Source organism: Bradyrhizobium sp. UFLA05-112, from assembly GCF_053572325.1.
This window is the reverse complement of record NZ_JBANBK010000025.1, coordinates 26604-50464: the sequence shown is the minus strand read 5'-3', so window position 1 is coordinate 50464 and position 23861 is coordinate 26604. Positions and strand designations below refer to the sequence as shown.

Here is a 23861-nt window from a genome sequence, read left to right as displayed (position 1 = left end):
GTGGTCGCACTTGCTGCGATTTCAATGGTTTGCCGGGATCGTTGTGACGGGCGTTTGCAGTCCCCTCAGATTGAGCTCAGCATAATGCTGGTCTCGGTATTCAAGATTCCATCGATCGTGCGCACCTTGCCCAATACACGATCGAAGTCGCTGAGCCCCGACGCGCGGATTTCCGCAATCAGATCCCAGCCGCCATTGGTCGTGTGAAGCGCGTGAAGTTCCGGAAGGCCCCGCAGCCGCCGGATCACCGCGGTCGTAGAGCGGCCCGCGACTTCGATCATCATGATCGCTCGGATCGTGTTTGCGTCGTAGTCCTGCCGGACCCGCAGCGTGAAGCCGAGCACGGCGCCGGATTCTAGAAGTCGGTCGAGCCGGCTCTGCACCGTGGCGCGCGACACGCCGAGAATGGTCGCAAGCTTCGAGATCGGAGCTCGTCCATCCTCCCGCAGGGCAGCGACCAGGCGATGGTCCAGATCATCTAGAATGTGCATTGCGCAAATTGCCATCAATGACCGTGCACAATGCGCAATATAGCACGGTAAATTGTCATCTATTCCCATTTTCTATGCAAATTGTGAAAATTAACACTGCTCCTCCCAAAGGAGCAAAAGATGGTCCGATTCGTCGGGGTAGAGAACATGTTGCGGCTGGTGCGCTCGATCGGCGTCGAGCCGTACCTGGTCGGTCTTTCGTCCTATATTGAAGAGGACTTCCGCCGCTGGACCGTCTTCGAGAAGACGCCGCGCCTGGCCAGCCATTCGCGCGATGGCGTCATCGAGCTGATGCCAACCAGCGACGGCAGGCTCTACGGCGTCAAATATGTCAATGGTCATCCCAAGAATACCCGGGCCGGACTTCAGACGGTGACGGCGTTCGGCTTCCTATCCGATGTCGATACCGGCTATCCCCGATTGCTCGCCGAAATGACGATCACGACGGCACTACGAACGGCCGCCACCTCGGCGCTCGCCGCCAAATATCTGGCCCGCGCTGACTCCCGAACAATGGCCATTATCGGCCTGGGGGCGCAGTCCGAGTTTCAGGCACTGGCTTTCAAATCGTTGCTCGGCATCCGCCATCTTCGCGTCTACGATATCGAGGCCGCGGCGACGCGAAAATTTATCGCCAATCTCGCATCCTTCGGCTTCGAGATCGAAGCCGCCCGAAGCGTGCACGAGGCGATCCTTGGCGCGGATATCATCACGACCGTGACTGCCGACAAACTCAAGGCGACCATCCTCTCCGACAACATGGTTGGCAGTGGCATCCATATCAACGCGGTCGGGGGCGATTGTCCTGGAAAGACAGAACTGCAACGCGAAATCCTGCTACGCAGTGACGTCTTCGTCGAGTTTCCCGAGCAGACGCGAATAGAGGGTGAAATCCAGCAGATGCCGCCGGACTTTCCGGTCACCGAGCTATGGCGAGTGATCGTCGGCGACGTGCGCGGACGAAGCTCGCGCGAGCAGATCACTATTTTTGATTCAGTGGGATTTGCGACCGAGGATTTCTCCGCGCTGCGCTTTCTGGACGATCTTGTCGACGGAACAGATTACTATGACGATATCGATCTGCTCGCCGAACCGGCCGATCCGCGCGATCTCTTCGGTTTGTTGTGCAAGAAGAGCAGCGATTTGCGCCGAGCTCGCAGTGCAGCAATTGTGCAAAAGCTCTCCGCGCAGGCGATTGCTGACTTGATTGGCGAGCACCCGCTCGTTGAATGAAATGCAGTCCGGCTCCAGTGCGCCCATTTTGCCTCGTGTCCAGGATGCTTTGGCCTTGGGTTCGGAGAGTGTGCACACAAACTGCGCAGAAAGGCGACTGCGGACCACATGAAAGAGACCATGTTGGTGCACATGGGACATCTCAATACGAGCCGGCATATTGGCCCGGCCTCCGCAAGGCGACATCGAACGGGTTGACCTTCTGTGCCAGCGCCTCGGCCTCGCGCCTGAGCACCTGGACCACAATCGGCAAGCGCTCCGAATTGAGCCGCTCGACTGTGCTGCCGATACTGATCGCGGCGAGCGGCCGTCGTTCGCGATCAAGGATAGCAACGGCAACACCAGCCATGCCCGGCAGAAGCCCGGTACCGCGCGCTGCGTAACCGTTCTCCCGCACTCGATCGATTTCATTGCGGAAGAACACCTCGTCGAACAGGCCGAAATTGAGGAGGCGCGGCAGGTTGAAACGGATCACCTCCTCACGCTCCGCCTCAGGCAGGTGAGCGAGGATGGCCATGCTGCCCTGCCCGACCCCAAGGATCACCTTGCCCCCGATATCGCCGGTGAAAGAGCGGATCGGCACCGGTCCTTCGCAGCGATCGAGGCAGACCGCATCATATCCACTGCGTACCAGGAGAAAGACCGTGTCCCCCAAAGCCGCCGACAGCCGCAACAGCGTCGGCCGGCAAACCTCGCGCAGATTGCCGGGGTTTCCGGCCCGGGCGGCAAGCGCAAAAAACTCGATGCTCAGTCGGTAATACTTGCTGCGCCCATCCTGCTCTACCAGGCCTTCGTCGATCAGCATGCGCAGCAATCTGTGCGCCGAGGCCGGTGTCAGTCCGGCCGTCTCGGCCGCATTCGTCAACCGCGTCCCCGCGCTGCCGCACGTGGCTAGCGCACGCAGCAAGGCGACGGCGCGCGGCAGACTTCCGGAAGGTCCAGCACTCGAAGTATCATCCATCAGATGAAAATATCCTCTCCGTCGCCGCCTTCAAATTACACATACCGAAAGAGTCGTGTCGGATGTTTGCACATATCGGAATATGGCATTGACATACCGCGGATCAAAGACCTGAATGGTGAGTAACGCCCTCGCTCTGGCAGTCCTGCTCCATGCGCGAACCGGTCTTGCGTGTCGAAGATCTTCGGACCGAATTTCGCATTCGTGCCGAATGGTATGCGGCCGTCGATGGGGTGTCCTTCGCGCTCGACCGCAACGAGACGCTGGCCCTGGTCGGCGAGTCCGGCTGCGGAAAGTCGGTCACGGCCCTCTCTATTATGGGTCTCGTGCCGCAACCGCATGGTCGCGTGCCGGCGGGCCGCATCCTGCTCGATGGCGTCGATCTGCGAACTCTTGATGAAGCGAAGTTCGAGGCTCTGCGCGGCGATCGCATGGCGATGATCTTTCAGGAGCCGATGACGAGCCTCAATCCGGTAATGAGCATCGGATCGCAGGTTGCCGAAGCGCTGCGCGTCCATCGCGGCCTGCCCCGGGCAGCCGCCGAGGCGAAGGCGCTCGCGGTTCTCGAAGAGGTGAAAATTCCGTCCGCCAAGCAGCGTTTCCACGATTATCCGCATCAATTCTCGGGCGGCATGCGCCAGCGCGTGATGATCGCGATGGCGCTCGCGTGCGAACCGACGCTGCTGCTCGCCGACGAACCGACGACCGCCCTCGACGTGACCATCCAGGCGCAGGTGCTCGGGTTGCTCGCCGATCTGAAGTCGCGGCACGGCATGGCCATGCTGTTCATCACGCATAATCTCGGCGTCGTTGCCCAGATCGCCGATCGCGTTGCGGTGATGTATGCGGGCCAGATTGTCGAAGAGGCGCCGGTGCACGAGATCTTCACAAAGCCCGCCCATCCCTATACGCGCGCGCTGTTCTCGGCTATCCCGCGCATGGATCGCGCGGAGCAGACTCTCGCCGCCATTCCCGGCCGCGTGCCGCCCCTCAACGACATGCCGAAGGGATGCCGTTTCGCGCCGCGCTGCCCGTTGCGCCGCGAAGGTTGCGAGACGCCGCAAGTTCTAGCCGCGGCTGCCCCACGGCATCTCGCCCGGTGTCATATCGCGACCAACACTTTTGCGAAGGAGCTTGCCCATGCTTGAGGCGGCCGGTCGCGTGGTGATGGTCTCTGGCGCTTCGCGCGGGATCGGCCGCGCCGTGGTGGAGCGCCTGGGCGCAGGCGGCTATCACGTCTCGGCCGGCGTGCGCGATACCCGCGGGCTGGTCGGATCCGACCGGCTGATGCTGCAGCGCTACGACGCCGAGTCGCTGGCCTCGGCGGAAGCATGGGTTGCGGCGACGATCGAGCGTTTCGGGCGCCTCGACGGCCTCATCAACGCTGCTGGAATCAATCCGGATGCCAATCTGACCGATCCGGACGAAACGGCGCTCGACGCCATGATGCTGATCAACGTCAAGGCGCCGATGCGGCTCATGCGACTCGCGCTGCCGCACCTCGCCGAGAGCGGCGAAGGACGCGTGATCAACGTCGCCTCGATGTCGGGCAAGCGCGTCCGCAATCCCAACGCCGGTTATGCAATGAGCAAGTTTGCGCTCATCGCGCTCACCCATGCCGTACGGCAATACGGCTGGGACCACGGCATCCGCGCGACCGCGATCTGCCCGAGCTTCGTTGCCACCGACATGACCGCGCATGTCACCAAATGGCCACGCGAGAAAATGAGCGACCCACGCGACATCGCCGAACTGATCGCGACGGTCCTGCGACTGCCAAACACCGCGACCATCGCCGAGTTGCTGGTCAATTGCCGGCTGGAGGACATGCTTTGAGATTGCAACGCCTGGCGGAGACCAATCGGGCCGCCGTGTCGTTCATGCTCGACGGTGCGCCCGTGGCCGCGCTCGAGGGTGACACTCTGCTCACGGCCATTCTCGCACAAGACGGCTACCTGCGTGCGAGCGAATTCGGCGATGGTCTGCGTGCGGGCTTTTGCCTGATGGGAGCGTGCCAGGATTGCTGGGTGAACGTCGAGGGAGGCGGCCGCGTGCGCGCCTGCACGACCCCAGTCGCAGAAGGCATGCACGTGTCACGCAGGATGGTGCAGCCATGAGTATCGTCATCGTCGGCGCCGGTCCGGCCGGCACACGCGCGGCCGAGGTTCTTGTCTGCGCAGGCCTGCGTCCAATCGTGATCGACGAAGCGCCGGAGAATGGCGGGCGTATCTATCAGCGCCAGCCCGCCGGATTCCAGCGCACCGCGCGTGCTCTCTACGGCTTTGAGGCTGCAAAGGCACAGGCCATACACGACACATTCGACCGGCTGCGGTCCTCGGTGGATTTCCGGCCACGAACACTCGCATGGAATTTGCGTTCCGGCGTGATCGACACGATCTGCGACGGAAGGGCGAGTGTCGTGCCGTTCGCGCAGACCATCCTTTGCACTGGTGCGATGGATCGGGTGATCCCGCTCCCGGGCTGGACACTGCCGGGGGTATTCACTCTGGGCGGATCGCAGATTTCACTGAAGGCGCAGGGCTGCGCCATCGGCGCGCGCGTTGCCTTTCTCGGAACTGGGCCCCTGCTTTATCTCGTCGCCTATCAATATGCCCGCGCCGGCGCGCAAATTGCGGCTGTGCTCGACACGACTCCGTTCGCCACGAAGGCAACACAGGCGTTCAGGCTGATGCGCGGCCGCGCAACTTTCGCCAAAGGCCTTTACTACATCGCCTGGCTGCGGGCGCACGGCATCCCCATCGTCGAGGGCGCAATACCGCTCGCGATCGAAGGCGACGGTCGAGTCGAATCGCTGAGCTGGCGCGATGCGCGCGGCTGCAAGCACGGGGCGGCAGTCGACGCCGTCGCGCTCGGCTTTGGGCTGAAACCGGAGGCGCAGCTTGCCGATCTCGCCGGCGTGCCGTTCGACTTCGATCCCGTGCAGCACAACTGGCAGCCCCGCAAGGACCAGAGCGGGCAAACATCCGTCGAAGGCGTGTTCCTTGCCGGCGACGGCAGCGGCATTCGCGGTGCCGATCTTGCCGAGGCAGCCGGCGCGCGAGCCGCCTGGGCGGTGCTGGCAGCGCGCGGTCTGCCGGTCGATGCGCGCGCAGTCGCGCGCCTCGATGCGAGACTGGCAGAAGGTGAAACCTTCCGCGCCGCATTGGAGCGCGCTTTTCCATTCCCAACAAAGCTCGCCGCAGACATGGCCGACGATACGATCCTTTGCCGCTGCGAAGTGATCACGGCGGGCGAATTGCGCGCAGCCGCGAACGAAGTCCTCGCGACGCTTCCGCCGTCGGAAGTCAATCGGGCCAAAGCCCTCACCCGCGTCGGCATGGGACGCTGCCAGGGGCGCGTCTGCGGCGCGGCCGCGGCCGAGGTGCTGGCGGCCACGATGTCCTGCCCGGTCGAGCAGGTTGGCCGCCTGCGCGGACAACCGCCCGTGAAGCCGATCCCCATTCTCCCCGCGGAGGCCGCATGAGCGCGACGTCCGCCGATGTGTTGATCGTGGGGGGCGGTGGCGCCGGCTGCTCCACGGCCCTGCATCTTGCAAAGCGTGGCGTGCGATGCATTCTGCTCGAACGCGGCCAGATCGGCGGGCAAGCCAGCGGCGTCAATTACGGCGGCGTACGCCAACAGGGCCGGCATCCGGCCGAATTGCCGCTCGCCCGCCGCGCGCGCGAAATCTGGGCACGGCTGCCGGAACTCATCGGCACCGACTGCGAATTCGAGGTGACGGGCCACCTCAAGCTTGCGCGCAACCAGGCCGAGGAAGCCGAGCTGATCGCTTATCTCGACGTCGCCAAAGCCAACGAACTTCCACTGATCATGATCGGAGGCAACGCCATCCATCAGCAATATCCCTGGCTGGGCCCCGACGTCGTGGCCGGCTCGTTCGCGCCAGACGACGGCGCCGCAAATCCCCGTCTGTTGAGCCCGGCTCTCGCACGGGCCGCGCGCGATGTGGGTGCCGAAATCCGTCAATTCACCCCGGTCAGCAAGCTGGCCCACGATGGCGCTGAGTTCATCGTGACGTCGGGCCACCACGAATTTCGTGCCCGATATCTCGTCAACACAGCCGGCTATTGGGGCGGCGCGGTCGCCGCGGCATTCGGCGAGCAGGTTCCGGTTTCGCCGCTCAACCCGAACATGCTCGTGACCGAGCCCCTGCCCTATTTCATTGCGCCCAATCTGGGCGTCGTCGGTGGCGACGTCTACCTGCGTCAAATCCGTCGGGGGAACGTGATCTTCGGCGGTGGTCGCGGACATTCCGATCCAGATGTTCCCTCGTCACGACCATCGCCCGAAGCAAGCGCCACAGCCATGGCGAAGGCGCTGCAGCTCGTGCCGCAGCTCGCCGGCACCCAGGTGATCCGGAGCTGGACCGGCATCGACGGCGAAACGCCGGACGATATTCCGGTCATCGGGCCGAGCCGCACGACGCCTGGCCTGTTTCATGCATTCGGATTCTCCGGTCACGGTTTCCAGCTTGGCCCGGCCATCGGAGCCATCATGAGCGAGCTGGTCCTCGACGGACACACGGATGTCCCGCTCGAGCCGTTCCGTATCGATCGTTTCGCAGAGAACGGATTGTTCAACCAGCAGGGACAGAGACATGACGCTTCGCATCACGCTTAGTGCGGCACTTGCGGCCGCCATCTTCATTGCAGTGCCCGCTTCGGCGGCGCCGAAGAGCGATCTGAAAGTCGGGATGGCTGCCCAGGACGTCGGCCAGCTCGATCCTCATCGTGCGGTCAGCACCATCGACCGCACCGTGGTTGCCTGGATGTATAACGGCCTCGTACGCTTCAAGCCGGGAACCATGGACCCGACGCTGATCGAGCCGGATCTCGCGGAGAAGTGGGAATCGAGTGCCGACAAGCTCGACTGGACTTTCCACTTGCGCCACGGCGTCAAGTTTCACGCCGACTTTGGCGAGCTGACCGCGGATGACGTCGTGTTCAGTCTCAAGAGAGCCAGCGACGCCAAGACCTCGGCCTTCTCCGCCGACTTCGCCGCGTTCAAGACCATCGAGGCAACGGACCCTCATACGGTCCACATCGTCCTGGCGCGCCAGGTGCCGAGCCTGCTCGGGTTGCTCACCAATTATTCCGGCGGCTACATCGTCAGCCGCAAGGCGGTCGAGAAGCATGGCGCGGACTTCACGCGCAATCCGGTCGGCACAGGCCCCTTCGCCTTCGTTTCCGACACCCCGAACCAGTCGCTCGAACTCGCGGCCTTCGACGGCTATTTCAGAGGCAAGCCGAAGCTCGAGCATGTAAGCTACCGCTACATTCCCTCCGACTCATCGCGCGACCTTGCCTTCCAGAACGGCGAGATCGACCTCATCTACGGCAAACAGGATCAGGCCTGGATCAACCGCATTCGCGCATTGCCGAACTCGGTCGTGGACGTCTTCGAACCCGGCGAACTGGCCAATCTCAATCTCAACATCACGGCGAAGCCACTCGACGACATCCGCGTGCGGCAGGCGATCGCCTATGCCGTCAACCGGCCGGAACTCGTCAAGTGGCAGGGCACCGATACCGCACGGCCCGGCCAGAGCGTGATTCCGGCGGGTTATCTCGGATTCTCGAAGGATGTCGGTCTCGTCAACACCGACGTCGCCAAGGCCAAGGCGCTGCTCAAGGACGCCGGCTATCCCGATGGCGTGACGATCAAGATCATCCACACGCAATTGCCGCAGATGCTGGGCAGCATGCAGGTCGTGCAGGCGCAGCTGCGCAAGGCAGGCATCAATCTCGACATCCAGGTCGTCGATCACGCCACCTTCCACCAGCAGATCCGCAAGGATCTGAGCCCGATCGTCTACTACGCAGCGGCGCGCTTTCCGGTGGCGGACATCTACCTGACGCAGTTCTTCCATTCGGCAAGCATCGTCGGAAAGCCGACGGCGGTCACCAATTTCAGCCACTGCGACGTGGCGGACAAGGAAATCGACGCCGCCAAGACCGAGACCGATACCGAAAAGCAAGTTGCACTCTGGGTCGAGGCCCAGAAGAAGATTGTTGCAGCGCTCTGCGCCGTTCCGCTGGCGGAGGCCTTGCAGATCTGGGCGCATCACACCGACCTCGACTACGGCTATGAGTTGAAGGCGTCGCTCTCGCTCGGTCCGCTCCTGACCGAAGCCACGCAATTCAAGTGAGGCAAGCGCGACCAAGCTAGGGGATCGCCCGGTGATTGGCTTCATCGTCCGCAGATTGCTGGCCTCGATACCGACGCTGCTCGCGGTATTGACGCTCGTCTTTCTTCTGGTGCGCGTGGTCCCCGGCGATCCGGCTATCGCCATCCTCGGCGATCGGGCCACCCCGGAAACGCTCGCGGCCCTGCGCGCCGAACTCGGCCTTGATCGCTGGATCGGCGCGCAATATTTCGAGTTCCTCGGTCACGCCTTGCGCGGCGATCTCGGCACCAGCATGGTCACGCATCGCGCGGTCTGGACCGAGATTGCCGATGCTTTGCCGCACACCATCGTGTTGACGCTGACTGCCATGGCGATCGGCTGCCTGATCGGCATTCCAGCCGGCGTCTGGGCTGCCCTCCACCGCAACGGTCCGATCGACGTGCTCACGCGCCTGCTGTCATTGCTCGGGTTGTCTTTTCCCGTGTTTGTTTCGGGTATTTTTCTCCTGATCGTCTTCGCGTTGCAACTGCACTTGTTTCCGGTGATCGGCAATCCGCGCCCGGGCGACTGGATCGACGGCCTGCACAAGCTCGTCCTGCCCGCGACGACCCTTGGCATCGTCATGGCGGCCTATGTCGTCCGCGTGACGCGCAGCTCGATGCTGCAGGTTCTTGGCGAGGATTACATTCGCACCGCGCGCGCGAAGGGTGTGCCACGGCGCGCCATCATCTGGCGCCACGGCTTGTCCAACGCCCTGATCCCGGTGGTCACCGTGGTCGGCCTCTATGTCGGCATCCTCATCGGCAATTCGGTGCTCACCGAAATCGTCTTCAATCGGCCCGGCCTCGGCAAGGTGATCGTCAGTGCGCTGACCCAGCGCGACTACACCATGTTGCAGGGCATGATGGTGATCTATTGCTTCCTGATCGTGGTGGTGAACCTGATCACCGACATCAGCTATGGCCTCATCGACCCGAGGGTTAAGCAATGACTGATGTGGCCCTTTCCGCACCGCGTTCGCCCTGGCGTGTGATGGCCGGCCGGCTCTTGAGCGACCCGACGACACTCGCCGGCGTCGTGCTCTGCGCGATCGTCGTCATCGGCGCGCTGCTCGCACCTTGGATTGCTCCTCGCGATCCCCTCGAACAGAATATTCTCGATCGCCTGGCGGGACCCGGTTTCGACTATCTGCTCGGCACCGACCAGTTCGGCCGTGACGTGCTGTCACGGCTACTGTGGGGGGCCCGGGTATCGCTACTGGTGTCCTTTCTCTCCATTGTCGGCGCCATCGTCGTCGGCGGTGCGATCGGCATGATCAGCGGCTATGTCGGCGGCCGTTTCGATCTCGTGACCATGCAGGTGATGGACGTCCTCCTGTCGTTTCCGAGCCTGATCCTAGGCATGATCATGGTGGCACTGCTTGGGTCGAGTGTCACCAATCTCATCATTGCCATTGCGCTCACTGCGATAGCCCCCTTCGCGCGCATTGCGAGAGCACCCGTCCTGGTGCTCAAGGAACGCGCCTTCATCGAGGCCGGCCGCGCGCTCGGGTTCTCGCACTTGCGCATTCTGCTGGTGCATGTGCTGCCGAACATCGTCACCGATCTCCTCGTCATGGGCACACTCTGGATGGCGACCGCAGTCCGCACCGAGGCCTCGCTGTCCTTCATCGGGCTCGGCGTCAAGCCGCCGACGCCGACCTGGGGCGGCATGATGCGGGACGGATTCGAGAACATTCTGGATTCGGCATGGCTGTGCATATGGCCGGGACTGGCCATTCTTGTCCTGGTGCTTGGACTGAACCTCCTGGGTGACGGCCTTTGCGACGTGACCGATCCGAAAGCGAACGCCCAATGACCGCGTCGCAAGCCCTGCTCGAGGTTCGTGACCTCGCCAAGCATTTCACGGTGACGAAGGGCTTTCCCCGCCCGATCACAACGAAAGTCCGCGCCGTCGACGGCGTCAGCTTCGTAGTCGCGCGCGGCGAGGCATTCGGCCTCGTCGGCGAGTCCGGCTGCGGCAAGTCGACTGTGGCGCGCGCCGTGCTGCGCCTGATTCCGCCTGATGCCGGTCGTGTGCGCTTCGCCGACATCGACGTGACCGGCGCCCATGGATCCATACTGCAGCGGCTGCGCCGTCGCATGCAAATCGTATTCCAGGACCCCTATTCGTCGCTCAATCCGCGACGCACGATCGGCCAGGCTTTGACCGAGCCGCTTGGCGTGCACGGCCTTGCCCGCGGTCGCGCCGCACGCGAACGCGCAATCGCATTGCTGGAGGAGGTTGGGCTGCCGCCGTCCGCCTACGACCGCCACCCGCACGAGTTTTCCGGGGGACAGCGTCAGCGCATCGGAATTGCTCGTGCGTTGTCCGTCGAGCCCGAGCTGATTGTTGCCGACGAGCCGGTGTCTGCGCTCGACGTTTCTGTGCAGTCGCAGGTGCTACTGTTGCTGAAGGATCTTCAGTCACGGCGTGGTCTGACATTCGTGTTCGTCAGTCACGATCTCGGTGTCGTGCGGTGGTTCTGCTCGCGCGTCGCGGTGATGTATCTCGGGCGCATTGTGGAGGACGGTTCGGTGGCACGCGTATTCGGCGCACCACGTCATCCCTACACCCGTATGCTGCGTGATGCTTCGCCGATCCCCGACCCGGGCATACGAGGCACACTGCCGCGCATCGTCGGCGAAATCCCCTCCGCCGCCAATCCGCCGGCAGGATGTCACTTTCATCCCCGTTGTCCCCGCGCGTCCGATGTATGCAGGACCGCGTATCCCGAATGGCAAGTTGATGCTGATGGAGGTGTCGCCTGTCACCACCCAGAGACCTGATCAGTCGTGGCAACAAGTGTTGACGATCCCTCCAGTTTCACCCTTGTTGCCCGTCGGAGTGAGCCGCTTGGTCGCGTGAAACTAGGGCGGCGCGGCGATCTTATCTGACCTTGCGCGCAAAGAATTTCTGGAATGCTGCGAGCGCCTCTGGCGAGCGCATGCGCTCCGCGAAGAAATGGTTCTCCTGGCCTATCCGGCGCTCGATCTCTTCGGTTGGGGGCTTCAGGAGCTTACGCGCGGCCGCGACCGCCTCCGCCGGCAGCGCGCAGATTTCGCGCGCGACTTTCTGCGCCTCGACGACGGCGTGCCCGGGCGCCACGATCTGATTGACCAGGCCGGCCTCCTTCGCGTCTTCCGCGCTCATCTCGCGGCCCATCACCAGCATAGAAAACGCGCGCTGATGCCCAACCATACGCGGCACGAGCAGGCTGGTGGCGCCATCGGGCAGGAGGCCATAGTGGATGTAGGGTGAGGAAAACGTCGTGGTCGTGCTCGCGATCACGTAGTCGCAATGCAACACCATGGTCATGCCGATGCCGATCGCAATGCCATCGACGGCGGCGATGATCGGCTTGGTGTTGTTAACCAGCGCCTGAAGGAAAGTGACCGAGTTGCGCGGCCGCGCGCCGTCGTCGGCTTCGGTCGCAGCTTTCAGGAAATCGCCGATGTCGTTGCCGGCGGTGAATACGCCCGAGCGGCCCGTGAGGATCAGGCAGCGGATCGCGGGATTGGATTGCGCGGCATTGATGGCATCGCTCATCGCCAGGTACATGTCCTGGGTCAACGTGTTCTTCTTCTCCGGCCGGCGCATCGTGATCATGCGGGTGGCGCCGTCGTCGGTGACGATGATGTGCTCGGTCATGACGCTTCCCTCGCAATCTCGTTCTCTTAGTCGAACTGGACCGGCTCAGATCCGGGGTAGGAATGAGCGACGAACTCGCAAAACGCGCGAGCTGCCGGAGAAAGATCCGCCTTGCTCTTCCAGGCAAGCCCGACATCCATGGTGTGGACATCGTCATCGAGCGTCTTCAGATCGATGCGATGTCCCTCGAGCGACCAGGGACGATAGACCATGTCCGAAAGGATGGTAATTCCCATGCCCGTCGCAACCATGCTGCGAACGGCCTCGACCGACAAGGTGCGGAAGATAACGTTCGGAACATGCGTCGTGTGCTGCCAGTAGCGCATTGCGGAGCGTTCGGCTTCGTCGACGGTCAACATCAGATAGGGTTCGCTCGCCAGATCCGCCAGTTTGATGCTGTCTCTGCGGAGGAGCGGATGATTGGCACAAGTCCACAAGCGACGCCGCGAGCGCAGCAACAGCCGTGAGCGAATGGAGTGCCGGTCATGCAGATTCGAAACGAGCATGACCGCAGCATCGACGCTGCCGCTGATCAGACTCTGCTCGATCGCATCGCGCTGAAATTCGTGCAGGCGTACCGTTATACCTGGAAACGAACGCCAGAAGCGGGACAACAGCGGCGGCAGGAAATATCCGGCAACGGTATAGCTGACGGCCACGTCGACTATGCCGTCAACCTGCGTTCCCCAGCGATGCGGGCCGCGCATCGCATCTGAAACACTCGCCTCGATGGCGCGGGCGCGTTGCAAAAACTCCTGTCCGTCGAAGGTCAACGTCACGCCGTTCGAGTGACGGTCGAATAGCTTGCGGCCAAGCTCGGCTTCCAGCATCTTGATCGAGGCTGTAACCGCCGACTGCGAGACGTTCAGAGCAGCTGCGGCCGCCGAAACGCGTCCGGTTTCGGCCGTGGCGATGAAATGCCGAACCTGACGGAACGTCAGAGACATCAAATTTTCCGATATCAGTGAACGATATTTCGAATTTTACAATCACCCGGTGGAACGGAAAAATCAATCCATCGGTTCGCGGGTGAGAAGGCATTAAGATGATGTCCGGTGGCTTGGAGTTGGTCGCTCGCGATGTCAGCGTCCAATTCGAAGGCTTGAAAGCGTTGTCCGGCGTTACCCTGACCGTACCGCGGGGGCGCATCACCGGGCTGATCGGCCCCAATGGCGCCGGCAAAACCACTCTTATTAATGTACTTACAGGTTTTCAGCCGGTCGGCATCGGTAGCATCGAACTTGAAGGCGAGCCGCTCAATGGCATTGCGGCGCACAAGTTGCGACGCAAAGGCGTAGCGCGGACTTTCCAGTCGGGCCGACTTTTCCGTGATCTGCCGGTGATAGACAACCTGGAGGTGACCGGCGTCGGTCTCGGCCAGGCTCGTCGCGACGCGATCGCGGAGGCCGAGCGGGTTCTGGCCTGGCTCGGCATTTCGCACCTGGCGAGCACCATCGCGGGCGCCCTGCCCTACACGGACGAGCGGCGTGTCGCCGTCGGCCGCGCTATCATGTGCACGCCGCGCTATCTGCTGCTCGACGAGCCGGCGGCGGGCATGTCCGAACATGAGAGCCACGAACTCGCCACGATTATCCGGCGGATCGCGGATGAGCTCAACGTCGGCGTACTCCTGATCGAGCACAATATCGGCCTCGTGCTCGAACTCTGCGAGCGCATCTTCGTCCTCGACTCCGGCGAAATCATCGAAGTCGGCACACCCGCAGAGATCCGCGATAGCGACGCCGTGCGACATGCCTATATGGGTACGCAACGCGACGAGTTGATTCCGCCGATCGTCGCTGAAGAGGCGGTCGCATCATGACGTTGCTCGCCGTCGACGACATCACGGTCAGCTACGGGCGCTTGACGGCGCTGCGTGGGGTCACGCTGAAAATCGACGAAGGCGAAGTCTTGTTCGTGACTGGCCCGAACGGCGCCGGCAAATCGACCCTGCTCAATGCGATTGCGGGCGTCGTGCCGGCGGGCTCGGGCTCCATCATGATCGATGGCGCAACGGTCACCGGCACCTCGCCGGAAGAAATTGCCCGGCGCGGATTCTCGCTGGTGCCGGAGGGACGCAACGTCTTCGGCGGCCTGACGGTCGAGGAGAATCTGAAGGTCGGCACCGGCATGCGGACCGACCGGAAGAAGATCGCGGACGATCTGGCGTCCGTCTACGACGAATTCCCGATGCTAGCCGAGCGCCGCCACACCCCGGCCGGCATGCTCTCCGGCGGCCAGCAGCAGATGCTCGTCATCGGTCGCGCACTGATGGCCGCACCGCGCATCATGGCGATCGACGAGCCGTCGCTCGGCCTTGCGCCAAAGATCATCGACCAGGTCTACGAGATCCTGGTACGGCTGCGCGCGCAGCGCAAGCTCACCCTCCTTATCGTCGAGCAAAGCTCGACCCGCGCCATGATGACCGGTGGACGGATGGTTCTGATCCGCGGGGGGCGCATCGTTCTGGAGGGCGCCGCCACAGACATGATCAAGGACGATCGACTGAAGCAGGCCTATTTCGGCTTCGGAGATCACTGAGATGACGGACATCCTGCAGATCGTCTTCGACGCGCTGAGCCTCGGCAGCCTTTACGCGCTGGGGGCGCTCGGCATCGCTCTGATCTTCGGCGTCATGCGGCTGGTCAATTTCGCCCACGGCGATTTCATCGCCTTTTGCGTGTTCGCAATGCTGTGGCCCTCGGTCGACGCGGCGGCGATCGTATTTGCCGGCCAACTGCCGTCCTATCTGCTAATCCCGCTTCTGCTCCTGATCGGCGCGGTGCTGTCGATACTGTCGGAGATCGTGGTCTTCCGCCGCTTCCGCAACACCAATCCGGCGACGATGATGATCGCATCCTTTGCTCTCGGCTTCGTCATCCGGCATCTCCTGCTGATGCTGTATTCGAGCCGGCCGAAATCGATCACGCTGTGGCCGAGCCTGGGCCTGCCGGTCGAATTCCTCGGCGCCCACATCCCGATGCTCCAGGTCGTGACCATCATCATCACGCTGGTCGTACTCGTCGTGCTCGTCCTGTTCCTCAAGCGCACGCGCTATGGGCTGGAGATGCGCGCGGCGGCGGAGAATTTCACCATGGCCCGCATGCTTGGGGTTCGCGCCAATGGCGTGATCCTGCTGGCTTTCGCCATCAGCGGCATGCTGGCCGCGGCGATCGGCCTGATCCTGGCCACCAACTCCGGCACCGCCGATATCAGTATGGGAGCCAACGTGATGCTGATCGCCTTCATCGCAACCGTGATCGGCGGCCTCGGCAGCATTCCGGGTGCCGTTGCGGCCGGATTCCTGATCGGCGCGGCGAGTGTCGTGTTCCAGGCGACGTTGCCTCATGACGCCCGCGTGTTCCGCGATGCCTTCGTCTACGGCGCCGTCATCGTCGTGCTCCTGGTGCGGCCACAGGGCCTGTTCGCACCGAAATCAGCCAAGCAGAGAGTTTGATCGAATGTCGACGCGGCCATCCGTCATCCGGCAGACGATCGTGACTCCGATCATCCTGATCGTAGCGCTGCTCATCATGGCCGCCCTCGCCTATCAATTCGGCAGCCGGGCCTTCAATCGCACCGCCGTCGAGATGTTCATCAACATCATGGTCGTCGTCGGCCTCTACGTCTTCGTCGGCAATTCGGGCCTGCTGTCATTCGGCCATATCAGCTTCATGTGCCTCGGCGCCTACATGACCGCCTGGCTCGCCATCCCGCCGGTGATGAAGTCGATCACGCTCAAGGGACTGCCGGCTTGGCTGCTGCACACGCAACTACCGATGTGGGTGGCGACCCCAATCTCGGGCGTGTTCGCGGCGCTGTTCGCGCTGATCATCGGACGCGTGATCATGCGCCTGTCGGGCATAGCCGCCTCGATCGCGACTTTCGGCCTGCTCGGCGTCGTCAACAACGTCTATTCGAATTGGGACTCCGTGACGGGTGGACAGGGCTCGATCGTCGGCATTCCGCCAACCATGAACGTCTGGATTGGGTGGCTCGGTGCCGCGATTGCGATCGTAATCGCCTATCTCTATTCGATCTCGCGCTCGGGACTTGCGCTTCGCGCCACGCGCGACGAGGCCGTCGCCGCGAGCGCCTCCGGCATCGACGTCGTCCGCGAGCGGCTGATCGCCTTCGTCGTCAGCGCCTTCATCATCGGGCTCGCCGGCGCGCTCTATGCACACTTCCTCAGCATCGTGAATCCTGGCGCGTTTTATCTGCGGACGACCTTTGTCACGCTGTCAATGCTGGTGGTCGGCGGCATGTACAGCCTCAGCGGGGCCGTCTCGGGCGTAGTCGTGATGTCGTTGCTGATCGATCTGTTCCGCAATCTCGAGAGGGGCATCAGCCTCGGCGGCCACACCATCGCATTGCCGAATGGCGTCCAGGAGATCGCGATCGGCATCATCACCATTGTGATCCTGATGTACCTGCCCACGGGACTAACCCGCAACCAGGAATTCTCCTGGCGCGGATGGCCGTTGCAGCGGCGTCTGGCTCGCCCCGTCCAGACGGCGCTGAAGGAACTGAACTGACGTTCGTTTGCTCAATTGGAGGAGTGGCTCATGCGTTTTACGACAATACTCAGTGTTCTGGCGGGAGCGACTGCGCTCTGCTTCACGCCCGCCCAGGCGGCCGACGAGATCGTCGTCGGCTTTGCGACCGCGGCATCCGGATTCATGCAGGCCTATGACAAGCCGGCGCAGGATGCGGCTCTGATCAGGATCGATGAGATCAACAAGGCCGGCGGGCTGCTCGGCAAGAAGATCAAGCCTGTCTTCGCCGACACCAAGACCGACCAGGCCGAGGGCGCCAAAGCTGGTCTTGCGGTGCTCGACCAGGGCGCCGACCTCGTCATTGTCTCTTGCGACTACGATTTCGGCGCGCCCGCGGCGCTGCAGGCCCAGGCAGCCGGCAAAGTCTCCTTCTTCCTCTGCGCAGAGTCGATCAAGGCCGGCATTCCCGGCGTCGGCCCGTTCTCGTTCTCAGCCTCGGTGCTGGCGGCGGTCCAGGGCGCGACCATGGCGGAATGGGCCTACAACAAGAAGAATGCGCGCAACTTCTACCGGCTGCTCGATAGCTGGACCGTCTACAACAAGGGGATTTGCGACGGCTTCGACTGGCAGATGCCGCACCTGAAGGAGGCCAAGCTCGTCGGCAGCGATACTTTCAAGAACGATGACGCCTCGATCGCCTCGCAAATTACGCGCATCAAAAGCCTACCGAAGGAACCGGACGCCATCATGCTCTGCACGATGATGCCGGGCGCCGTATCCGCCATCAAGCAGATCCGCGCCGCCGGCATCAAGTCGATGATCCTGAACGGCTCCGGCGTCGACGGCAGCTATTGGCTGAACGCCACACCGGATCTGTCGAACTTCTACGTTCCGGTACAGGGCTCGGTCTATGGCGACGATCCCAATCCCAAGGTCAACGAGTTCAACAAGAAGTACAAGGAAGTCACCGGCGGCGATCCGTCGAGCCAGTACGTCTATCCCGGCTACGTCCTGATCGACGTCTGGGCCAAGGCGGTCGAACGCGCCAAGTCTACCGACGCGCCGGCGGTCGTTGCCGAACTCGAGAAGATGACCAACGAACCGACGCTGTTCGGGCCTCGCACCTTCACCAAGGACATCCACCATCAGAACCAGGGTCGTTACCTGATCGTCGACACCGAGGCCGGCAAGCCGAAGGTGGTCGATCAGTGGACGATCTCGGAGAAGATTCCGCTCGACTATCTGGTGTCCAAGTAAACCGGCAATGCGCCGTCCGGGGTACGCCATGCGGACCCCGGACGACCTTGCTTCTTCGTCTGCAAAGTCGTTGGGAGGAAATGGAGAGATGGTCGTGATCAACTGCGACATGGGCGAGGCCTACGGCCTCTACAAGATGGGCGACGACAAGGCACTGATGCCCCATATCGACGTCGCTAACGTCGCTTGCGGCTTTCATGCCTCCGACTTCAATCACATGCGCAAGACGGTGCAACTAGCCAAGGAGTTCGGCGTCAAGGTCGGCGCGCACCCCTCGCTACCCGACTTGCAGGGTTTCGGCCGCAGGGAGATGAAAATCAGCCGCGAGGAGCTGGCCAACTGCCTGCTCTATCAGATCGGAGCCCTCAAGGCGTTTCTCGACGCCGAGGGCATGGCCCTCAACCACATCAAACCGCACGGCGCCCTCTATGGCATGGCGTCGCGCAACGAGGAGATCGCTGAAGCCGTAGCCGATGCCGCCGACGTCTATAAGGTGCCACTGCTCGGCATGAAGGGAACGCTGCATCAAACGGTCTATGAGCGCCGCGGCCACACCTTCGTCGCCGAATATTATGCCGACCTCGATTACAACGCCGACGGCAGCCTCATCATCACCCGCGAGCACGAGGCCAAGGACCCCGTCGATGCCGCCTCACGGTGCACGCGCGCCGTGAGCGAAGGCAAGACGCGGACAGTGGCCGGAAACGACATCACGGTCGGCGCCGATTCGATCTGCATCCATTCCGACACGCCCAACGCAGTCGCGATCGCGGAGGCCGTTCGCGAGGCGGTCCGTCCCTATCTCACTGCGCGCTGAGCCAGTGCGCCAACAATCGAAGCAATCACGTCACGAGGAATCCATGGCAACCCAACAGATCTTCTCGCCGCTTCCGGGCATCTTCTATCGCAAGCCAGCCCCCGACAAGCCGGCCTACAAGAACGACGGCGACGTGGTCGCAGACAGCGACACGATCGGGCTCATCGAGGTGATGAAGTCGTTCAACGAGGTGAAGGCTGGCGCCGCCGGCAAGATCCTGCGGTTCCTCGCCGAGAACGAGGAGCCCGTGATGGCCGGTCAAGCGATCGCCGAAATCGACACTTGAGGCTCACCGCATCTCCATGCCGATCAAAAAGCTCCTCATAGCCAATCGAGGCGAGATCGCAGTGCGCATCATCCGCGCAGCGCGCGAGCTCGGCATTGCGACCGTGCAGGTCTATAGCAAGGCCGACAAGGACTCGCTCGCTGTCCGGCTCGCCGACGAGTCGATCGAGATCGGCCCGCCCCAAGCTTCAAAGTCATACCTCAATCAGGCGACCATCCTTGCTGCCGCCAAGACCTCTGGCGCCGATGCCATCCATCCCGGCTACGGCTTCTTGGCCGAGAACGCCGAATTCGCCGGGGCTGTCGAAGCATCAGGCCTGATCTTCGTTGGTCCGACCGCGCAATCGATCCGGCTGATGGGAGACAAGGTCGCGGCGCGGGAAGCTGCAGCCTCGGCCGGCGTTCCCACTGTCCCTGGCAGCCGCGGTCGCCTGGAATCGATTGACGACGCTTTCGCGCTTGTCGGCAAGACGGGCTTTCCCGTCATGATCAAGGCGGCAGCCGGCGGCGGTGGGCGCGGCATCCGCATCGCGCGATCGGCCGAGGAATTCCGTCATCTGATGCCGCAGGCCCAGGCCGAAGCGCTCGCCGCGTTCGGCGATGGTGGGCTGTACGTCGAGAAGCTGGTCGAAGGCGCGCGGCACATAGAGGTGCAGGTGCTCGGTGACGGGCACGACGTCATTCATTGCTTCGAGCGCGAATGCTCCTTGCAGCGACGTCGCCAGAAGGTTTGGGAAGAGGCCCCCTCGCCTTCGCTGGCTGCAGCCGTCCGGGAAAAACTTTGCGCTTCTGCTGTTGCGCTGGCCAAAGCGGTCAACTACCGCGGCGCCGGAACGCTCGAATATCTCTACGACGACAGGACGCATGAATTCTATTTTCTCGAGATGAACACCCGCATCCAGGTCGAGCATCCCGTCACAGAGATGATCACCGGCATCGATCTCGTGGGCGAGATGATCCGGATCGCCGGCGGCGAGCGCCTACGCTTGCGCCAGGACGAGGTGTGCGTCAGCGGCCATTCGATCGAGGTCCGCATCAATGCCGAGGATCCCTCGAAGAACTTCCTGCCGAACCCGGGAACCGTCAGCGCGCTCGACGTACCCGGCGGCGACGGCGTGCGCTTCGACAGCATGCTCTATCAGGGCTACACCGTACCACCTTTCTACGACAGCCTGCTCGCCAAGCTGATCGTGCATGACAGAGATCGAGCGAGCGCGATCCGAAAGCTCGAGCGCGCCCTTGCCGAGCTCAATGTCGAGGGCCTGGCGACGACGAAGTCGCTGCATCAGGCGCTTACCCGCGACGCCGACGTGCAGGCCGGACGCTTCCATACAGCCTGGCTCGAACCTTGGCTGGACTCCCATGCCGCGACGCTTGCGGCGCCGTTACCGACGGCAAAGGCTGCCCCATGATCACGAGAGAACCCGCCCCGTCAGCAACAGGAGGCCGCTAGTCATGCAAACCCGATTTTCCTTTGGCGGTGATGAGCACATCTTCGCCGAAGTCGGCGAAGCGATGTCGCTGGAGGCTTTCTTCAAGAGCCTCTTCGTCACCAATGCGGTGCGTGACGCCAAGATCAAGGGAGTGACCGAGATCTGTCCGGCGAATGCATCCTATCAAATCAAGTTCGACCCTGATCAGATCAAGCCCGACGATCTCCTTACCGAGCTGAAGCGGCTGGATACGGGATCCGAGAAGTCCGAGCCGGTGATCAAGACGCGGATCATCGAGATCCCCGTGCTCTACAACGATCCCTGGACGCACGAGACCCTGATGCGCTTCCGAGAACGGCACCAGGATCCGAACGGGACCGACCTCGAATACGCCGCGCGCATCAACGGGCTCGATGGCGTCGATGCCTTCATCAAGGCGCATTCGAGCTCGCCCTGGTTCGTCTCAATGGTCGGCTTCGTCGCAGGCCTACCCTTCCTCTACCAGATGGTGGAGCGCAAGCGGCAGCTTCAGGCGCCGAAATATCTGCGGCCACGCACGGACACGCCAAAGCTCACCGTGGGGCACGGCGGATGCTTCAGTTGCATTTATTCGGTGCGCGGTGCTGGCGGCTACCAGATGTTCGGCATCACGCCGATGCCGATCTACGATCCCAATCAGAAGATCAGCTATCTGCGCGACTTCATGTGCCTGTTCCGACCGGGCGACATCGTGAAGTGGAAGCCGATCGACCGGGCAGCCTATGACGCAGCAGTCGCCGACGTCGATGGCGGCCGCTTCGCGCCGGTCATCCGCGACGTCTCGTTCTCGCTGACCGAGTTCAACCGCGACATTGATGCCTACAACCGCAAGCTCGATGGAGTCCTCCATGGCCATTAAGGTTTTGAAGCCGGGTCTGGCGACCACCGTCCAGGACCTTGGGCGCCCCGGGTATTATCACATCGGCATCCCGCTCTCCGGCGGCATGGACCGTCACGCGCTCGCGGCCGCCAATTTACTCGTCGGCAACCCGGAAGGTGCGGCCGTGCTCGAAGCAGTGTTCATGGGACCGGAACTCGAATTCACCGAGGACGCCACGGTCGCGATCGCCGGCGCCGAGCTGCCGCCGAAGCTTGATGGCGAGCCGCGCGAGACCTGGACCAGCTTCAAGGTGAAGCGCGGCCAGATCCTCTCGTTCGACTTCCTCAAGCAGGGCGCGCGCGGCTACATTGCGGTCGCCGGCGGCATCGATGTTCCCGTCGTTCTCGGCTCGCGCTCGACCTATGCACTCGGCGCGCTCGGCGGCTTCAAGGGCCGAAAGCTCGAAGCCGGCGACGAGCTGCCGGTCGGCAAGGCCGCAGCAACCGTGAAAGATGGCCGCACGGTCGCGAAGGACCTGCGCGGCCAGCCGGCCGGCATGCCGACTGAGTTGCGCGCCATGCCGGGGCTCTACTGGCATCGCATCACCGAGGCCGCCGGCAACGCCTTCTTCTCCGACACCTGGAAGGTTGCTCCAGAAGCGGATCGCATCGGCTACCGCTTCAAGGGCGGCAAATCACTCGAATTCGTGCCGCGTGAGCCGCCGTTCGGCGCCGGCTCGGATCCCTCCAACATCACCGATGCCTGCTATCCCTATGGCTCGATCCAGGTGCCCGGGGGCACCGAGCCGATCGTGCTGCATCGTGACGCAGTCTCGGGCGGCGGTTATTTCATGGTCGGCACCGTCATCGCGGCAGACATGGATTTGATCGGCCAGCTCCAGCCCAACACGCCGGTCAAGTTCGTCAAGGTCGGCATGGATCAGGCGCTTGCAGCTCGCAAGAACCGGGCGGAGTTGCTGGGCAAGCTCCGGGCAGCCCTGGCGTAGTCGCCGGAGGCCGCATGATCTGACAGCGCCCCGGCCGGCACCGGTCGGGGCGAACAGATGTGTTTGCTTCCACATTCGCGGCTGGTGGCCGTCCTGGCAAACTCCCCTTCGGCATGAGAGTTGCAGCGGACGCGCTTGGGCTGAGAAACACCAGACATGAGCTATGCAAACATCGGAACAACCGCGATGTCCGTTTCTCTGAAACAGATCCGCTATTTCGTCGCCGCTGCCGAGACTGGACGCATCAGCCAGGCGGCCATGGACCTCAACGTCTCGCAATCGGCCGTGACCGCGGCAATCCAGCAGCTTGAAGCAATCGTTTGCGCGCGCCTTCTGGAGCGCACGCCGAACGGCGTAACCGTTACGATGGAGGGCAGTCGCTTCCTGTCTCAAGGCCGCCAGATTCTGGCTGCGGTCGCCGAAGCGGTGCGGAGCACGCATATGTCAGCGGGTCCACTCTTCGGGACGGTGCGCGTCGGCGTGACCTACACGGTGTCCGGCTATTTCCTGCCGCGCCACCAGATGCGCTTCCAGGCGAGCTTTCCCGGCATCACCATCGAGCTGTTCGAGGCGCCGCGCGACGTGCTCGAACGTGCACTCGTCGACGGCGCGCTCGATCTGGCGGTGATGCTGGTCTCCAACCTGCGCGACAATGCCATGCTCGTCAGCGAGACCTTATTGCGCTCGCCGCGCCGGCTGTGGCTTGCACCTGAGCATCCACTGACCCGCGCCGAGCGGGTGCATCTCTCGGAGATCGCGACCTATCCCTACGTCATGCTCACCGTCGACGAGGCCAAGCACACCTCGATGCGCTATTGGACCCATGCGGCGCTCGAACCGAAAACTGTCTTCCGCACCTCCTCCGTCGAAGCTGTGCGCTCCATGGTTGCGGGCGGCATGGGTATCGCCATTCTGTCCGACCTGATCTACCGGCCCTGGTCGCTGGAAGGGCAGCGGATCGAGACCCGCGTTATCGAGGATGAGGTTCCCAGCATGGATGTGGGCCTCGCTTGGCGGCGCGACACCAAACTCTCGGAGGCCGCCAAGGCGTTCCTCGATTTCATGCGCTTTGCGGTTGCCGGCGTCGGTCCGGCCAGGCCCCCGGTCAGCTTAGACCATCGGCATCGGGCCGAGGAGGCGATCGAAATCTAAGATATCTGTTTTCCGTATTTGTTCGACTTGACG

24 protein-coding genes and 1 pseudogene are annotated in these 23861 nt (G+C 62.8%); 21 read left to right on the top strand and 4 right to left on the bottom strand.

Going from position 1 to position 23861, the window contains the following annotated elements; genetic code table 11:
* Window positions 1-65: 65 nt before the first annotated feature.
* Entirely contained in the window at window positions 66-491 is a 426-nt protein-coding gene (locus SO180_RS16770; protein WP_449379991.1) for an Lrp/AsnC family transcriptional regulator, read from the bottom strand.
* A gap of 120 nt (window positions 492-611) precedes the next feature.
* Here SO180_RS16770 and SO180_RS16765 point away from each other — a divergent pair.
* Window positions 612-1622 (top strand): annotated as a pseudogene (locus SO180_RS16765) (ornithine cyclodeaminase); the annotation flags it as partial.
* A gap of 244 nt (window positions 1623-1866) precedes the next feature.
* Here the strand turns inward: SO180_RS16765 and SO180_RS16760 are convergent.
* Window positions 1867-2685, bottom strand: coding sequence for an IclR family transcriptional regulator (locus tag SO180_RS16760; protein ID WP_449379935.1), 819 nt, complete (start codon window positions 2683-2685; stop codon window positions 1867-1869).
* 152 nt (window positions 2686-2837) lie between these two features.
* Here SO180_RS16760 and SO180_RS16755 point away from each other — a divergent pair, with 152 nt between their 5' ends.
* The 9 genes from SO180_RS16755 to SO180_RS16715 are packed head-to-tail and all read left to right on the top strand — an operon-like array spanning window position 2838 to window position 11661.
* On the top strand, window positions 2838-3833 hold the full coding sequence (locus tag SO180_RS16755) for an ABC transporter ATP-binding protein (protein ID WP_449379934.1): 996 nt from the start codon (window positions 2838-2840) through the stop codon (window positions 3831-3833).
* A complete protein-coding gene (locus tag SO180_RS16750) occupies window positions 3826-4521 on the top strand; it encodes an SDR family NAD(P)-dependent oxidoreductase (protein ID WP_449379933.1) in 696 nt (231 codons plus the stop codon). Before SO180_RS16755 ends, SO180_RS16750 begins: the two co-directional genes overlap by 8 nt.
* Before the next feature lie 44 nt (window positions 4522-4565).
* Window positions 4566-4802 carry a (2Fe-2S)-binding protein gene (locus SO180_RS16745; protein ID WP_449379990.1) on the top strand — a complete coding sequence of 79 codons (237 nt, stop codon included), beginning with the start codon at window positions 4566-4568 and terminating at the stop codon, window positions 4800-4802.
* On the top strand, window positions 4799-6169 hold the full coding sequence (locus SO180_RS16740) for an FAD/NAD(P)-dependent oxidoreductase (protein WP_449379932.1): 1371 nt from the start codon (window positions 4799-4801) through the stop codon (window positions 6167-6169). Before SO180_RS16745 ends, SO180_RS16740 begins: the two co-directional genes overlap by 4 nt.
* Window positions 6166-7326, top strand: coding sequence for an NAD(P)/FAD-dependent oxidoreductase (locus SO180_RS16735; protein ID WP_449379931.1), 1161 nt, complete (start codon window positions 6166-6168; stop codon window positions 7324-7326). Before SO180_RS16740 ends, SO180_RS16735 begins: the two co-directional genes overlap by 4 nt.
* Window positions 7304-8854: an ABC transporter substrate-binding protein gene (locus SO180_RS16730; protein ID WP_449379930.1), complete on the top strand. Its 1551-nt coding sequence runs from the start codon at window positions 7304-7306 to the stop codon at window positions 8852-8854. The genes SO180_RS16735 and SO180_RS16730 overlap by 23 nt, the downstream gene beginning before the upstream one ends.
* Before the next feature lie 31 nt (window positions 8855-8885).
* On the top strand, window positions 8886-9824 hold the full coding sequence (locus SO180_RS16725) for an ABC transporter permease (protein WP_449379929.1): 939 nt from the start codon (window positions 8886-8888) through the stop codon (window positions 9822-9824).
* Window positions 9821-10690: an ABC transporter permease gene (locus tag SO180_RS16720; RefSeq protein WP_449379928.1), complete on the top strand. Its 870-nt coding sequence runs from the start codon at window positions 9821-9823 to the stop codon at window positions 10688-10690. The genes SO180_RS16725 and SO180_RS16720 overlap by 4 nt, the downstream gene beginning before the upstream one ends.
* The gene (locus SO180_RS16715) at window positions 10687-11661 is read left to right on the top strand and encodes an ABC transporter ATP-binding protein (RefSeq protein WP_449379927.1); all 975 of its coding nucleotides are present in this window, start codon (window positions 10687-10689) and stop codon (window positions 11659-11661) included. The genes SO180_RS16720 and SO180_RS16715 overlap by 4 nt, the downstream gene beginning before the upstream one ends.
* A gap of 100 nt (window positions 11662-11761) precedes the next feature.
* Here the strand turns inward: SO180_RS16715 and SO180_RS16710 are convergent, their stop codons facing one another.
* The gene (locus tag SO180_RS16710; protein ID WP_449379926.1) at window positions 11762-12523 is read right to left on the bottom strand and encodes an enoyl-CoA hydratase-related protein; all 762 of its coding nucleotides are present in this window, start codon (window positions 12521-12523) and stop codon (window positions 11762-11764) included.
* Window positions 12524-12549: 26 nt separating this feature from the next.
* Window positions 12550-13470, bottom strand: a complete 921-nt coding sequence (locus tag SO180_RS16705) for a LysR substrate-binding domain-containing protein (RefSeq protein WP_449379925.1) — start codon at window positions 13468-13470, stop codon at window positions 12550-12552.
* A gap of 98 nt (window positions 13471-13568) precedes the next feature.
* Between SO180_RS16705 and SO180_RS16700 the strand changes: the two genes are divergently transcribed.
* The 11 genes from SO180_RS16700 to SO180_RS16650 all read left to right on the top strand — a co-directional run bounded on the left by SO180_RS16700 (window position 13569) and on the right by SO180_RS16650 (window position 23828).
* Entirely contained in the window at window positions 13569-14345 is a 777-nt protein-coding gene (locus tag SO180_RS16700; protein ID WP_449379924.1) for an ABC transporter ATP-binding protein, read from the top strand.
* On the top strand, window positions 14342-15064 hold the full coding sequence (locus tag SO180_RS16695) for an ABC transporter ATP-binding protein (RefSeq protein WP_449379923.1): 723 nt from the start codon (window positions 14342-14344) through the stop codon (window positions 15062-15064). The genes SO180_RS16700 and SO180_RS16695 overlap by 4 nt, the downstream gene beginning before the upstream one ends.
* 1 nt (window position 15065) lies before the next feature.
* Window positions 15066-15980 carry a branched-chain amino acid ABC transporter permease gene (locus tag SO180_RS16690; RefSeq protein WP_449379922.1) on the top strand — a complete coding sequence of 305 codons (915 nt, stop codon included), beginning with the start codon at window positions 15066-15068 and terminating at the stop codon, window positions 15978-15980.
* Window positions 15981-15984: 4 nt separating this feature from the next.
* Complete coding sequence (locus SO180_RS16685) at window positions 15985-17058, top strand: branched-chain amino acid ABC transporter permease (RefSeq protein WP_449379921.1); 1074 nt, start codon at window positions 15985-15987, stop codon at window positions 17056-17058.
* Between the two features lie 30 nt (window positions 17059-17088).
* On the top strand, window positions 17089-18276 hold the full coding sequence (locus SO180_RS16680) for an ABC transporter substrate-binding protein (protein ID WP_449379920.1): 1188 nt from the start codon (window positions 17089-17091) through the stop codon (window positions 18274-18276).
* Window positions 18277-18364: 88 nt separating this feature from the next.
* Window positions 18365-19093: a 5-oxoprolinase subunit PxpA gene (gene pxpA / locus SO180_RS16675; RefSeq protein ID WP_449379919.1), complete on the top strand. Its 729-nt coding sequence runs from the start codon at window positions 18365-18367 to the stop codon at window positions 19091-19093.
* 43 nt (window positions 19094-19136) lie between these two features.
* Window positions 19137-19379: an acetyl-CoA carboxylase gene (locus SO180_RS16670; RefSeq protein ID WP_449379918.1), complete on the top strand. Its 243-nt coding sequence runs from the start codon at window positions 19137-19139 to the stop codon at window positions 19377-19379.
* A 16-nt stretch (window positions 19380-19395) separates the two neighbouring features.
* Window positions 19396-20790, top strand: coding sequence for an acetyl-CoA carboxylase biotin carboxylase subunit (locus tag SO180_RS16665; RefSeq protein WP_449379917.1), 1395 nt, complete (start codon window positions 19396-19398; stop codon window positions 20788-20790).
* A 43-nt stretch (window positions 20791-20833) separates the two neighbouring features.
* Window positions 20834-21709: a 5-oxoprolinase subunit B family protein gene (locus SO180_RS16660; protein ID WP_449379916.1), complete on the top strand. Its 876-nt coding sequence runs from the start codon at window positions 20834-20836 to the stop codon at window positions 21707-21709.
* Complete coding sequence (locus SO180_RS16655; RefSeq protein WP_449379915.1) at window positions 21699-22676, top strand: 5-oxoprolinase subunit C family protein; 978 nt, start codon at window positions 21699-21701, stop codon at window positions 22674-22676. The genes SO180_RS16660 and SO180_RS16655 overlap by 11 nt, the downstream gene beginning before the upstream one ends.
* A gap of 186 nt (window positions 22677-22862) precedes the next feature.
* Entirely contained in the window at window positions 22863-23828 is a 966-nt protein-coding gene (locus tag SO180_RS16650; protein ID WP_449379989.1) for a LysR family transcriptional regulator, read from the top strand.
* Window positions 23829-23861: the final 33 nt, after the last annotated feature.

Bases quoted from the DNA above. Each gene is read 5' to 3' on its own strand.
- SO180_RS16685 (WP_449379921.1), top strand. From the start codon at position 15,985: ATGTCGACGCGGCCATCCGTCATCCGGCAGACGATCGTGACTCCGATC.
- SO180_RS16710 (WP_449379926.1), bottom strand. From the start codon at position 12,523: ATGACCGAGCACATCATCGTCACCGACGACGGCGCCACCCGCATGATC.
- SO180_RS16735 (WP_449379931.1), top strand. From the start codon at position 6,166: ATGAGCGCGACGTCCGCCGATGTGTTGATCGTGGGGGGCGGTGGCGCC.
- SO180_RS16760 (WP_449379935.1), bottom strand. From the start codon at position 2,685: ATGGATGATACTTCGAGTGCTGGACCTTCCGGAAGTCTGCCGCGCGCC.
- SO180_RS16660 (WP_449379916.1), top strand. From the start codon at position 20,834: ATGCAAACCCGATTTTCCTTTGGCGGTGATGAGCACATCTTCGCCGAA.
- SO180_RS16750 (WP_449379933.1), top strand. From the start codon at position 3,826: ATGCTTGAGGCGGCCGGTCGCGTGGTGATGGTCTCTGGCGCTTCGCGC.
- SO180_RS16715 (WP_449379927.1), top strand. From the start codon at position 10,687: ATGACCGCGTCGCAAGCCCTGCTCGAGGTTCGTGACCTCGCCAAGCAT.
- SO180_RS16700 (WP_449379924.1), top strand. From the start codon at position 13,569: ATGATGTCCGGTGGCTTGGAGTTGGTCGCTCGCGATGTCAGCGTCCAA.
- SO180_RS16705 (WP_449379925.1), bottom strand. From the start codon at position 13,470: ATGTCTCTGACGTTCCGTCAGGTTCGGCATTTCATCGCCACGGCCGAA.
- SO180_RS16755 (WP_449379934.1), top strand. From the start codon at position 2,838: ATGCGCGAACCGGTCTTGCGTGTCGAAGATCTTCGGACCGAATTTCGC.
- SO180_RS16745 (WP_449379990.1), top strand. From the start codon at position 4,566: ATGCTCGACGGTGCGCCCGTGGCCGCGCTCGAGGGTGACACTCTGCTC.
- SO180_RS16650 (WP_449379989.1), top strand. From the start codon at position 22,863: ATGTCCGTTTCTCTGAAACAGATCCGCTATTTCGTCGCCGCTGCCGAG.
- SO180_RS16720 (WP_449379928.1), top strand. From the start codon at position 9,821: ATGACTGATGTGGCCCTTTCCGCACCGCGTTCGCCCTGGCGTGTGATG.
- SO180_RS16680 (WP_449379920.1), top strand. From the start codon at position 17,089: ATGCGTTTTACGACAATACTCAGTGTTCTGGCGGGAGCGACTGCGCTC.
- SO180_RS16740 (WP_449379932.1), top strand. From the start codon at position 4,799: ATGAGTATCGTCATCGTCGGCGCCGGTCCGGCCGGCACACGCGCGGCC.
- SO180_RS16695 (WP_449379923.1), top strand. From the start codon at position 14,342: ATGACGTTGCTCGCCGTCGACGACATCACGGTCAGCTACGGGCGCTTG.
- SO180_RS16655 (WP_449379915.1), top strand. From the start codon at position 21,699: ATGGCCATTAAGGTTTTGAAGCCGGGTCTGGCGACCACCGTCCAGGAC.
- SO180_RS16770 (WP_449379991.1), bottom strand. From the start codon at position 491: ATGCACATTCTAGATGATCTGGACCATCGCCTGGTCGCTGCCCTGCGG.
- SO180_RS16690 (WP_449379922.1), top strand. From the start codon at position 15,066: ATGACGGACATCCTGCAGATCGTCTTCGACGCGCTGAGCCTCGGCAGC.
- SO180_RS16670 (WP_449379918.1), top strand. From the start codon at position 19,137: ATGGCAACCCAACAGATCTTCTCGCCGCTTCCGGGCATCTTCTATCGC.
- SO180_RS16730 (WP_449379930.1), top strand. From the start codon at position 7,304: ATGACGCTTCGCATCACGCTTAGTGCGGCACTTGCGGCCGCCATCTTC.
- SO180_RS16665 (WP_449379917.1), top strand. From the start codon at position 19,396: ATGCCGATCAAAAAGCTCCTCATAGCCAATCGAGGCGAGATCGCAGTG.
- pxpA (WP_449379919.1), top strand. From the start codon at position 18,365: ATGGTCGTGATCAACTGCGACATGGGCGAGGCCTACGGCCTCTACAAG.